We start from the raw sequence: 12,106 nt of genomic DNA on the forward strand, positions 1-12,106 counted from the left end.
TTGACGAGGTGGCTGTCGAGGATCGGACCGGGTCGGTGGCCTTTTCCGCGTCGATCGGCGGCGTCGCCGGGGCAGCGCTGGCAGCGTCCCGCGGCCGGTGGGCTGCGGTGGCCGGGGCCGGTGTCGGAGCCTCGGCCATGGTGCTGGCCGACCGGCTCGCGCGCCGGGTGCAGCGGCCGGGCGAGATTCCGCCGTTGTGGTCGCGGATCGCCGCCAGCGCCGCCCTGGTGGCTCCGTTGGGGTGGGCCGCCGAACGGCTGGCCGGCGCCGGGCCGATGGCGGTTGCCACCGCGACCGGCTCACTCGCCGGGCTACTGGGCATCCGGCCGCAGAAGGTGCTGCTGGGCCCGCTGTTCGGGGCGGCCGCCGGCCGGGCGTTCCTGCTGCGCCGATCACCCACCCCGGCAGCCGTGGTGGCCGCTGCCACGATGGTCGGCTACCGGCTCGTGTCGCCGATGGTGTTCCGCACTGCGCAGGTCAGCCTGCTCGCCGACCGGGTCGCCGCCGACGATCTGCCGTTCGTGGTTCCGCGCGCCGCGCGCTCCAGGTACGTGGGCACCGGTTACCTGGGTGAGCTGGCGAATGACCTCGGCGGCAGCTACGTCGCCGATGCCGCAGACGTCGGCATCGTGGCCTCGCTGGACGCGCTGGCCGGCCCCGAGTTCGATCCGGCGGCAGTGGACCCGAGAGTTCGGGAGTTCTACGAACACACGACGCGGTTCCGGCTCGACATCGAGCCGCAATGGCGGATGTGGGTGCGACCTGGCTACCTGCTGTACCGGTCGATCGTCGCGCGCCCCATCGGGCAGGCCAACGTCCCGATGAATCAGCGGGAGACCCAACGCGGCATCCGCAGCCGGATCGACACCATCACCCTGCCCGACCAGCGGGACATCACCGTCCGCGGCTGGATCCGGTCCTTCGCCGACACCGACGAACCCATCTTCGTCGGGATCTACACCACCTACCGGGAGAAGGACCGGGGGTACGTCAGCGTGGGATTCCCGGTGCCGCAGGGGAGTTTCACCGCCACCCTGCTGCCGCGTGTCCGTCCCGGCGGCGGACTGGTCTTGACCAGCCGCGGCGACGGGCTCGCCCATCCCGGCCATTACCTCACCTACATCGACTCCGACACGAACCAGCTGACCGCCGCAGCCATCCACGGGTTCGCCGAACAACTCGACGTCTACGTCGACGACGGCCGGCTGCGCGCCGAGCATGCGTTCTCCGTCTTCGGCCTGCCGTTCCTGGTCCTGCGGTACCGCATCGACCGGAAACCCGACGAAGAACCAGCCGACAACGACCCAGCCGACGGGATGGGGCGCTGACAACGCGGCCCGCACCCTCGACGAACGTGCCCATCCATCTCGCCCGGCCGGGCGCAGATGCCGGCTAATCCCCGATGGTGACCGTGTCGCCCACCGCGACGACGCCCTCGGCGACTGCGCTGGCGCGGTAGCCGCGGGCGCCGCCGTCCAGCAGCACCATGGCGGAGCGGACGTCGTCATCGACGACGGACGAGGGCTCCTGACGCAGGCAGAACCGGCTGAACTCCACACACGGATCGGCCACCCGCACCCCCTTCAGGCTCAGCGGTCCGTCGGCGGTGTTCACCGTGGCGGTGCGTGGCAGTTTCCGGCCGGCAAAGCCCTCGGGCGCATCAAGCAGCACGGTCTCGGCGGCGATGCCGTCCACCAGGTGCTCGCCGTACCGCTCCCGCAGGGCCACGTAGTCGCCGGTACCCATGAACAGGATCCCGGCGTTGCCCCGCCGGTCACGGCACTGCGGGTGGTTCTGATGATGGACGTCGAGCACCTTCTCGCCGCCCGCGGTGATCCCGCGGACCCCCGACGGGCCGGCCAGCAACCGTTCCACCGCGACCAGCGCCGCCGGTTCGTAGTAGCGCAGCGGTGCCCGGCCGGCCTTCATCGGGTACCGCTGCACCTGCAGCCGGACGATCGGGTAGGTGGGCACGGCACCTCCAGTCAGCAACGCGCAGGCAATCAGGGAGCAGGCCGGCACTCAGGCACCGGTCACGGCACGATCGAGACCATCTTCCCGGGCACCACAACCACCTTTCGCGGCGCGGCCCCCGCCAGCAGCTCGACGATCCGCGGGTCCGCCAGCGCGGCGGCCTCCACCTCGGCGATCGGTGCATCCGCGGCAACCGTCACCCGCGAACGAACCTTTCCCTTGACCTGGATCGGGTACTCGAACTCGTCGGCGACCAGCAGCGCCGGGTCAGCCACCGGGAACGGGCCGTGCGCCAGCGATCTCGAGTGGCCCAGCCGCTGCCACATCTCCTCGCTGATGTGCGGCGCCAGCGGGGCCGTCATCAGCACCAGTGCCTCCGCCACCGACCGCGGCACCGGGGCGGCCGATTTGGTCAGCGCATTGGTCAGCACGATCAGCTTCGCGATAGCGGTGTTGTAGGCCATCTGCTGGTAATCGGTGGAAACCCCGTCAATGGTGCGGTGCAACAGCTTTCGCAGTTCGTCGTCAGGCTCGGTGTCGACAACGATGGTTTCGCCGGTGGTCTCGGAGATGACCAGCCGCCACAGTCGCTGCAGGTAGCGCAGCGAGCCGACCACGTCCCTGGTCTGCCACGGGCGGGACATGTCCATCGGGCCCATGCCCATCTCGTACATCCGGAACGTATCGGCGCCGTACCGGTCGCACATGTCGTCGGGCGTGACGACGTTGTTCAGCGACTTGCCCATCTTCCCGTACTCGCGGTTGACCGGCTGGCCCTCGAACTCGAAATGACCGGGCGTCGGCTCGGTGACCTGGTCGGCGGGCACGTACAGCCCCCGGGCGTCGGTGTAGGCGTAGGCCTGGATGTAGCCCTGGTTGAACAGCCGGCGGAACGGCTCCTCACTGCTGACGTACCCCAGGTCGAACAGCGCCTTATGCCAGAACCGGGAGTACAGCAGGTGCAGCACGGCGTGTTCGACGCCGCCGACGTACAGGTCGACACCACCGGGGTCGTTCGGCCGGGAGGGGTCCTTACCCATCCAGTACTGCTCGACACCCGGATCGCAGAAGGTCTTGTCGTTCGTCGGGTCCAGGTAGCGCAGCTCGTACCAGCACGAGCCCGCCCACTGCGGCATGACGTTCAACTCGCGCCGGTAGGACTTCGGCCCGTCACCCAGATCCAGCGTGACGTGCGCCCACTCCGTCGCCCTGGCCAGCGGCGGCACCGGCTCCGAGGTGGCGTCCTGCGGATCGAACGACTGCGGCGAGTAGTCCGACACCTCGGGCAGGGTCAACGGCAGCTGGTCGTCGGGCAGTGCGATGGCCACCCCGTCGTCGTCGTAGACGATCGGGAACGGCTCGCCCCAATAGCGCTGCCGGGAGAACAGCCAGTCCCGCAGCTTGTACTGCTGCTCGGGCCGGCCGAAGCCCTTGGTCGTCAGCCAGTCGATCATCGCGGCCTTCGCCTCGGCGACACCCATTCCGTCCAGCGAAATCTCGGTGTTCGCGCTATTGATCGCGGGGCCGTCCCCGGTGTAGGCCTCGTCATCGGGGTGATCGGCCGGCGGCTGCACCGTGCGGACGATGGGCAGCCCGAAGGCGGTGGCGAAGTCCCAGTCCCTGGTGTCCTGGGCGGGGACGGCCATGATCGCGCCGGTGCCGTAGCCCATCAGCACGTAGTCGGCAATAAAAACGGGCAGCTGGGCCCCGTTCGCCGGGTTGACCGCGTACGCGCCGGTGAAGACACCGGTCTTCTCCTTGTTCTCCTGACGGTCCAGATCGGACTTCATCGACGCCTCACGGCGGTAGCCGGCGACGGCCTCCACCGGGGTCTGCGAGCCACCGGTCCATCGGTGGTCCGTGCCCGCCGGCCACTGCGCGGTCGTGATGACGTCGACCAGCGGGTGCTCGGGTGCCAGGACCATGTAGGTCGCACCGAACAGCGTGTCGGGCCGGGTCGTGTAGACCTCGATCTCACCGTCCCCGCCGCGCAACTCGCCCTCGGCGGCGATCGGGAAACTCAGCCTGGCACCGGCCGAACGGCCGATCCAGTTGCGCTGCATGGCCTTCACCGACTCCGGCCAGTCCAGCCGGTCCAGGTCGTCGATCAGCCGGTCGGCATAGGCGGTGATCCGCATCATCCACTGCCGCAAGGTGCGGCGGAAGACGGGATAGTTGCCGATGGCGCTGCGGCCCTCCGGCGTCACCTCTTCGTTGGACAGCACCGTGCCCAGACCCGGGCACCAGTTCACCGGCGCGAAGTCGATGTAGGCCAACCGGTATCCGGCCAGCACCTGCTGCTGTTCGGTGCGGCTCAGCTCGTCCCACGGCTGCCCGTTGGGCGTCGGGCGCGCACCGGCGGCGAACTCCTCGACCAGTGCGCTGATCGGCCGTGCACGCTGCGCGTCCCGGTCGTACCAGGCCTCGAACAGCTGGGTGAAGATCCACTGCGTCCAGCGGAAGAATTCCGGGTCGGTGGTGGCGACGCTGCGGCGCTGGTCGTGGCCGAAACCCAGCCGGCGCAGCTGCGCCCGGTACCGGACGATGTTGCCCTCGGTGGTGGTCGCGGGGTGCGTTCCGGTGCGAACCGCATACTGCTCCGCAGGCAACCCGAAGGCGTCGTACCCGATGGTGTGCAGCACGTTCCGGCCGGTCATCCGCATGTAGCGGCCGATGACATCGGTGCCGATGTAGCCCAGTGGGTGACCGACGTGCAGCCCCTGGCCGGACGGGTACGGGAACATGTCCAGCAGGTAGAACTTGTCCTCCGGCACCGGGGCGCCGTCGGCGGGCGCCAGCGGCCCGGTGGGATTGGGCGCGTTGAAGGTGCCCTCGGCCTCCCACCGGTCCTGCCAGCGCGACTCGATCTCCGCCGCGAGGGCCGCGGAGTACCGGTACGGCGGTGCCTCCTCGCCGGCGGTCGTCTGGGTCGCCGGGTTTTGGGTCGCCGGGTTTTGGGTCGCTGCGGTGTTGGTCGCTGCGGTGTTGGTCGCTGCGGTGTTGGTCGCTGCGGTGTTGGTCACTGCGGTCTCTGCCGAACTCGTCATCGGAATGCTCTCCCTCGTCTGCACTGATCGGTCGCCCCTCGAGCACAAAAAATCCCTCCTGCGAAACAGGAGGGATCGCCGCACCGGCCGGACGGACCCTTGGAAGCGGGCCCGACGGTCAGTGCGGCCTGTCAAGAAGCCGGATCACTGCCATGGCGTGAAAGTCTACCCCGCGGCGGCGGCGCTCCTGGAGTAGTAAGCCCTGCTCGCCGGCGCGAGCAGCAACACCACGATCGCCGCCGCGATGACCAGCCCGACGACGTTCATCGCAACGGTCGTCGTGTCGTCGTAATACAGCACGACGGAGAGGTTTCCGATGACGCCGATCAGCGCCACCACCAGGGTGAGCAGCCGGGCCCACGGCCGGCCCGCCCACAGGTAGTAGGCCGCCACCGCGTAGAGCACGAGCAGGAACAGCGGCGCCGTCATCGCGTAGGTCTGATAGTCCGCCGGCTTGGTGTAGGCGATGATTCCCGCGGCCAGCGAGATCACCAGCTGCAGGACCACCAGCGCGACTGCCAGGGAGACGGTGAGGGGACGGGCGTTCATCGGGTGCCTCCAGCCTGGTGGCCGATGGCCTTGCACCGGCCGACTCGCATCGATCGACCTGCGCCACGCTAGGGACAATCCGGACACCGGACACCATCCACATCGGGCGATCCCGGTCACGATTGGCGTCTGTTCTCGCGTCCGCGCCGCGCGGACGGGCCGACTACCATGACGGCGTGTCCGCCGCGCCGTTGTTCCTGATCATCCCGCTGGCCCTGCTGCTGGTGGTGCTCGCCGCCGCTGCCGGGGTGATGGCGGTCCGTGGCCGCTCCGGCTCCCTGCAGCGCACCGACCGGTTGGGTGTCCACACCCCCGCCGCGATGGCCAGCGATGCGGCGTTCCGGACCGCGAACCGCGTCGCCGCGCCGGTGTCGGCGGGCGCCGCCGTCATCGCCGGAGTGCTGGCCGTGCTGGTTGTCGTGCTGCCCGTGCCGACCGCGGCGACGGTGATCATCGGACTGGTCGGGCTGGCCGGGGCGCTCGCCCTGCTCGTCGTCGCGGGTGTCCTCGGCGACCGTGCTGCCCGTCAGGTCCCCATCCCGGCCCGCCGGCCGGGTTCGGGAGCGGCCGGTTCGTGCTCCGGCTGCGCCTGCGGAGGCGGCGGCTGCGCCGGCATCAGCCGGACCGATCCCGCCGCGGCTACCGGTTCGGCCTGACAGACCGAGCTCAGTTCCTGGTCAGATCCCCCGGGTGGTAGGCCATCAACGCCAGCGGATACGGCTGTCGGCGCAACACCGAGAACCACAGATCCGTGCGCGGGCCGGCAATCACGTCATCGGGCAGGCCGGGCACCACGAACCACGAGCCCTCCAGGATTTCGTCGACCAGTTGCTGTGCGCCCCAGCCGGCCCGGCCGGCGTAGATCCGGACGCCGCGGAGCGAACGGGTCACCTCGGCGGGGTCGGCGTCGAGGTCGACGAGGACCACCGGCCCGGTCACCCCGACCACCCCGTCGACCTCGTGCGGGTTGGTGCCCATCCGGCAGACCCCGAGGCACATCGCGGCCGATGTCTGCACCGGGCCGCCCGCGAAGACGGCGTGCGGCCGTGACGTGTGCGAGGCCCAGGTGGGCAGCACGTTCTGCACGGCGGTCTCGCTCGGCCGGTTGAGGATCACCCCCACGGTGCCGTCCTCGCCGTGCGCGACGAGGTAGACGACAGTGCGCCGGAAATGCGGGTCGCGCAGTTCCGGGGTGGCGACCAGCAGCGTGCCGGCCCGCAGTGTCTCGATCCGCTTCATCGCCGACCATTCTCCCCGTCCGGCCGTCACCCGCTCGCCCGGACCCTCCCCTGTGCTGCGTCCCGCGCGCGCCGACCGGTTGCGGCGTTGCGGCCCCCGGGGACCGATTCGCCCCTGCTGGCCCACCTCCCGGACCGACTGGCCAGGTTCCTGCCCCCCACCTCCTCGATCCATTCGCCGAATTCGGACGTCCAGCAGCACCGCAAGGATCCGGAATCGGCGAATCGACATCGCCCCGGTCGTTGTGAGGCGCTCGACTCCGGTCGGGCGCCCGGGACCGGTCCCGATGCAGTGTTAGCGACAGTAAGCTCATGAGGCCGACCGACGGTCGGGCAACAGTCCTGATGTGCAACGGCGCGCCTCACCATCGAAAGGGGCCTTTCCATGGCCAAGAACCCGTTCATGAGTGCGTACCTGAGCGCCGCCAACCGGGCTGCCAACACCGCCCGCGGCAAGGCGACCAGCGAGATCAAGCGGGAGAGCAAGAAGCAGACCCGCAGTGCGGTGAACGCCTGGATGGACGCGTGGACCCCCAAGCCCACACGGAAGCGGAAGTCCCGTTAGCCGCAGGCATTCCCCCGGTCGGGGGAGATCTGCACACACCTGGGACTCATGACCGGTTGACGCGTACCGTTCGACCGTGACCCTGGGACCGCCCCCGACAGTGGGCATCGACACGGCGGCGCGTCCGTCGGTGCGAGGTCTGCTCCCGCTGTGGCGGGTCAGGGGTCTGCGTCGGCTGGTCTTCGTCAGGGTGCTCAGCGCGTTCGGGGACGGCGCCTTCCAGGGCGCCCTCGCCGTGCTGGTGCTGTTCAGCCCGGAGCGGCAGACGGATCCCACTGAGATCGCTGCCGGTTTCGCGGTGCTGCTGCTCCCCTATTCGGTGATCGGGCCGTTCGCCGGCGCGCTGCTGGACCGCTGGAGCAGGCGGCGGGTGATCGTCTGGGCGAACCTGATCCGTTGTGCCCTGGTCGCGATCGTCGCCGTTCAGATCGCCGCCGGGCTGCCCAGCATCATCCTGTTCGTCACCGCGTTGTTGATCATGGGCGTCGGCCGGTTCGTCGGGTCGGGCCTGTCGGCTTCGACGCCGCACACCGTCGCCAGGGATTCCCTGGTCGGCGCAAACGCCCTGACCACCACAGCGGGCGCGGTGGCAACCGCCGTCGGCGGCGGCTACGCGATCGGCCTGCGCAGCGTCCTGGGCGACACCAGCGACCGGATAGCGATCATCACCGCAACGGTGCTGCTGTTCTATCTGGCGGCCGCGATGATCGCGATGCGGTTCTCGCTGATGCAACTCGGTCCGGACGAGACCGACGAGCCGGCCCAGCCGCTGCTCGCCGTCCTCGAGGGGCTGACCAGCGCGCTGCATCACGTCTGGCAGCGGCCGACCGTCGGCCTCGCCATCGTGGTCGTGATGGTGGTGCGCTTCTGCTTCGGGATCTGCACGCTGGTCGTGCTGCTGCTCTTCCAGAAGTACTTCACCGAGGGCTTCGGGATCCTGGCGACCGGGGCGACGGGCATCGCCGAGGTCCTGGCGGTGGGAGCGCTCGGGGTGTTCGCCGGGGCGCTCGTCACGGCGCCGATCGTGCGCCGGATCGGCCGAACCCGGTACCTGGTCATCCTGTTGAGCTTGACGTCGGTCCTCGTGCTCGCCTTCGGCTGCCAGTTCACGATCTGGTCGACACTGGTGACGACGTTCTCGATCGCGTTCGCCTACCAATCCAGCAAGGTCTGCATGGACTCCGTCGTGCAGGCGGACTCTGATGACGCCCACGTCGGCCGGGTGTTCGCGCTCTACGACACCGCCAACACCCTCTGCTACGTCGGCGCATTTGCGGTGGGCGTCGCGATCGTGCAGGCCGACGGCGCCGGGGTGGGCGCCGTCGTGCTGGTGTCGGTGTTGTTCCTGGTCTGCGGCCTCGGCTACGGCTTCGCGGTGTCCCGGCTCCGGCGGGGCCCGGTCGAGCTCGACCGGCTGGACCTTCTCGTCAACCCCGACGACCCGACCGGCGGCGAGCCGGCGGCCGACCCGGCCGGTCTCTCATCGGCGGGAGACCCCGCACCCGCCGCCGAACAGCAATCCGCTCCGGTCGACCAGCAGAGCGGAAAGCGCCCCGGCTGATCCTGCCGTCGCGGACTCACTGCCCGGCGTCACCGGCCGGCGTCACCGGCCGGCGTCACTGCCCGGTGCCGGAGATGCCTTCCCGCTTCGCCCACTCGAGCAACGCCGCCTCGGCGACGTCCCGCTCCAACGGCCCGTTCTCCAGTCGGAGTTCCTTCAGGTACGCCCAGGCCTTCCCGACCACGGGACCCGGCGGCACCCCGAGCAACGTCATGATCGCGTTCCCGTCCAGGTCCGGCCGCACCTTGGCGAGGTCCTCGGCGGCCTCGATCCGGGCGATCCGCTCCTCGAGGTCGTCGTACGACCGCTGCAGCGCGGCGCGGCGGTTCGGGTTGCGGGTGGTGCAGTCGGCCCGCACCAGCTTGTGCAGGCGCGGCAACAGTTCGCCCGCATCGGTGACGTACCTGCGGACAGCGGAATCGGTCCACGCGCCGGTGCCGTAGCCGTGGAAACGCAGGTGCAGGAACGTCAGCGTGGCGACGTCATCGGTGAGCGCCTTCGGCATCCGCAACGCACGCAGCCGCTTGCGGACCAGCTTGGCGCCGACCACCTCGTGATGGTGGAAGCTGACCCCGCCGCCCTCCTCGAACCTGCGGGTCGCCGGCTTGCCGATGTCGTGCAGCAACGCGGCCAGCCGCAGCGTCAGGTCCGGCCCGTCGGTTTCCTGGGCGATCGCCTGGTCCAGCACGGTCAGCGTGTGCTCGTAGACGTCCTTGTGCTGGTGGTGCTCGTCACGTTCGAGACGCAGGGCCGGCAGCTCCGGCAGCACCCGATCGGCCAGGCCGGTGTCGGTCAGCAGGGCGAGGCCGGCTCGCGGATCGGCGCCCTCGATCAGCTTGACCAGCTCCGCGCCCACCCGTTCCGGGGTGATCCGGTCGATCTGGCCGGCCATCTCCGTCATCGCCGCCACCACCCTGGGTGCGGGGGTGAAGCGCAGCTGGGAAGCGAAACGTGCCGCTCGCAGCATCCGCAGCGGGTCGTCGCGGAAGGAGTCCGCGGGCTCGCCCGGGGTGTCGATCGACCTCGCGGCCAGTTGCTCGAGACCGCCGAAGGGATCGGTGAACTCGTGTGACGGCACCGCGACCGCCATGGCGTTGACGGCGAAATCGCGGCGCAGCAGATCACCCTCGAGGGTGTCGCCGAACGTCACGACAGGGTTCCGCGAGTCGCCGTCGTACAGGTCGGAGCGGAAGGTGGTGATCTCCAGCCGGAGTCCCGACTTGGCGACACCGACTGTGCCGAAATCGATCCCGGTGCCCCAGGTGCCGTCGGCCCAACCGTCGACGATGGCGAGCACCTGCTCGGGCCTGGCGTCGGTGGTGAAGTCGAGGTCGTCGCCCAGCCGGGACAGGAGCGCATCCCGCACCGATCCGCCGACCAGGTGCAGCTCGTGACCGGCCGCCGCGAACCGCGCACCCAGCTCGTCGGCCACCGGGGAGATCCGCAGCAGCTCGGCCACCGCGGCCTCCTGCAGGGCGGTGAGCCTGCCCCTCGACCGGCCGGGCCGCGGCACGCGATGTTCGGCGGCCGAGGTGGCCGATGGAACCGCCGGCGCACCCTGGCTGACGGGGTGCGCGGCTGGTGGGGACCTACGGGGCGGGCGGGACACGACGGGCCAGTCTATCCGCGCGGGAGGCACCCGCTGCGCCGTTCGTCCGCGTTGGACGCCGTTCGAGGGCATCCCGCCGCATTACCATCGGCCAATGCCCACCGCCCGCCACCCCGTCGCCGGTGCGCATCCGCGACGGCGCAAGGCGGACGAGACGTCGGCCGGCGGCCTGGTGGTGCGCACCGAGGCCGGCACCTCCGCGGGCGCGCTGATCGGCCGGCTGGACCGCAGGGGCCGCCTCCGCTGGTCGCTGCCGAAGGGACACGTCGAGCACGGCGAGACCCACGAGCAGGCCGCCATCCGCGAGGTCGAGGAAGAAACCGGGATCTCCGGACGGATCACCGCCCGGCTCGGCAGCGTGGAATACACCTTCGTCGCCCAGGGAAAGCGCATCCACAAGCGGGTGCACCACTACCTGATGGAAGCGATCGGCGGAGAGCTGTCCGATGCCGACATCGAGGTGACCGAGGTCGCCTGGGTGCCGCTGACCGACCTGCCCGCCCGGCTCGCGTACGCCGGTGAGCGCCGCCTCGCGCGGCGGGCCGTCGAGATGCTGGAAGACACCGCGTGAGCCGCTGGCTCGGCCGGTTGACAGCTCTTGCCGCCACGATCATCCTGCTCGCCGGGACAGCGGCGGCTGGTTTCCCGGCCGGAGCCACCACCCGGGCCGGGTCGGCCCGTGCACCGTTCGGCGACTACGTCGACCGGCTGTCGTTCGAGGTCAGCTCCGTTGATCCGGCGATCGTCACCGCCACCGGGGCCACCACCCTGACCATCACCGGCCGGATGACCAACACAGGCTCGGACACCCTGGTCGACCTGCTCTACCGCTTCCAGCGTGGCTCCGCGCTCGACGGGCCGGCAGCGGTCCGCCAAGAACTGGCCGAACCCAGCGAACCGACCGAGCGGGTGCAGACGGAGTTCACCCCGATGGACGCCGACCTCGCCCCCAGTGAATCCGCTCCCTTCGTCTTCACCGCCTCGATCGCCGACCGCGACGGTCTGGCGGTCAGCTCACCCGGCGTCTACCCGCTGCTGGTGAACGTCAACGGCGCGGTCGAACTGCAGGACGGCCCGCTGGCGGCGCGGATCGGTGAGCTGCACCTCCTGCTGACCGTGATCGGCGTGCCCGGAACCGGCGGCGGCGGCGCGGCCGAGCCGAACCGTGGTGAGGCGCTGCCGGTGAACGTCGTCTGGCCGTTGGTCGACACGCCGCACCTCGGTGTCGGCGGCGTGTTCCTGAACGAGAACCTGCTCGACGCGATCAGCCCGGGTGGGCGGCTGTCGACGCTGGTCAACGGCCTCACCGACCGTGCGGCGGCGCGGCTGCCGGCAGATGCGGTGACGGTGGTGATCGATCCGCAACTGCTCGACGAACTCGACCGGATGACGGGCGCCTACCGGGTCGTCGCCGATCCGGCACAACCGCAGCCGCCGATGTCGGACATCGTCGAGGCCGAGCAGACAGGGACCGGGTCGCCGACGACGACCGCGCCCACCGCCGGGACCACTACCGCTGCGTCCATCGATTCGTGCTCGATGAACCGGGCGCTTAATAGCTTA

At 70.2% G+C, this 12,106-nt stretch carries 10 protein-coding genes and 1 pseudogene; 6 read left to right on the forward strand and 5 right to left on the reverse strand.

Annotated elements, in window-relative coordinates; all coding sequences use genetic code 11:
• Positions 1-8 precede the first annotated feature (8 nt).
• Positions 9-1,328, forward strand: a complete 1,320-nt coding sequence (locus ACVBEQ_RS24380; protein WP_447156002.1) for a hypothetical protein — start codon at positions 9-11, stop codon at positions 1,326-1,328.
• Positions 1,329-1,392: 64 nt separating this feature from the next.
• Here the strand turns inward: ACVBEQ_RS24380 and ACVBEQ_RS24385 are convergent, their stop codons facing one another.
• The 3 genes from ACVBEQ_RS24385 to ACVBEQ_RS24395 form a co-directional block, all read right to left on the reverse strand.
• Entirely contained in the window at positions 1,393-1,974 is a 582-nt protein-coding gene (locus ACVBEQ_RS24385) for a hypothetical protein (RefSeq protein WP_447156003.1), read from the reverse strand.
• Between the two features lie 59 nt (positions 1,975-2,033).
• Positions 2,034-5,021 (reverse strand): leucine--tRNA ligase, encoded by a 2,988-nt coding sequence (gene leuS / locus ACVBEQ_RS24390; protein WP_447156004.1) that lies wholly within the window; start codon positions 5,019-5,021, stop codon positions 2,034-2,036.
• A 165-nt stretch (positions 5,022-5,186) separates the two neighbouring features.
• Positions 5,187-5,570 carry a hypothetical protein gene (locus tag ACVBEQ_RS24395; RefSeq protein ID WP_447156005.1) on the reverse strand — a complete coding sequence of 128 codons (384 nt, stop codon included), beginning with the start codon at positions 5,568-5,570 and terminating at the stop codon, positions 5,187-5,189.
• 176 nt (positions 5,571-5,746) lie between these two features.
• Between ACVBEQ_RS24395 and ACVBEQ_RS24400 the strand changes: the two genes are divergently transcribed.
• Positions 5,747-6,226 (forward strand): SdpI family protein, encoded by a 480-nt coding sequence (locus ACVBEQ_RS24400; RefSeq protein WP_447156006.1) that lies wholly within the window; start codon positions 5,747-5,749, stop codon positions 6,224-6,226.
• 10 nt (positions 6,227-6,236) lie between these two features.
• Here ACVBEQ_RS24400 and ACVBEQ_RS24405 read toward each other — a convergent pair whose 3' ends face one another.
• Positions 6,237-6,809 carry a YqgE/AlgH family protein gene (locus ACVBEQ_RS24405; RefSeq protein ID WP_447156013.1) on the reverse strand — a complete coding sequence of 191 codons (573 nt, stop codon included), beginning with the start codon at positions 6,807-6,809 and terminating at the stop codon, positions 6,237-6,239.
• A gap of 384 nt (positions 6,810-7,193) precedes the next feature.
• On the opposite strand from ACVBEQ_RS24405, the gene ACVBEQ_RS24410 reads away from it, so the two are divergent.
• A complete protein-coding gene (locus tag ACVBEQ_RS24410) occupies positions 7,194-7,373 on the forward strand; it encodes a hypothetical protein (RefSeq protein WP_447156007.1) in 180 nt (59 codons plus the stop codon).
• A gap of 76 nt (positions 7,374-7,449) precedes the next feature.
• On the forward strand, positions 7,450-8,934 hold the full coding sequence (locus ACVBEQ_RS24415) for an MFS transporter (protein WP_447156008.1): 1,485 nt from the start codon (positions 7,450-7,452) through the stop codon (positions 8,932-8,934).
• 55 nt (positions 8,935-8,989) lie between these two features.
• Here the strand turns inward: ACVBEQ_RS24415 and ACVBEQ_RS24420 are convergent, their stop codons facing one another.
• Entirely contained in the window at positions 8,990-10,393 is a 1,404-nt protein-coding gene (locus ACVBEQ_RS24420) for a CCA tRNA nucleotidyltransferase (RefSeq protein ID WP_447156009.1), read from the reverse strand.
• 244 nt (positions 10,394-10,637) lie between these two features.
• Here ACVBEQ_RS24420 and ACVBEQ_RS24425 point away from each other — a divergent pair, with 244 nt between their 5' ends.
• Positions 10,638-11,114, forward strand: coding sequence for an NUDIX hydrolase (locus ACVBEQ_RS24425; RefSeq protein ID WP_447156010.1), 477 nt, complete (start codon positions 10,638-10,640; stop codon positions 11,112-11,114).
• A pseudogene (locus ACVBEQ_RS24430) lies at positions 11,111-12,106 on the forward strand (hypothetical protein); the annotation flags it as partial. The gene ACVBEQ_RS24425 and the pseudogene ACVBEQ_RS24430, both read left to right, overlap by 4 nt.

This window comes from Nakamurella sp. GG22 (genome assembly GCF_052976845.2).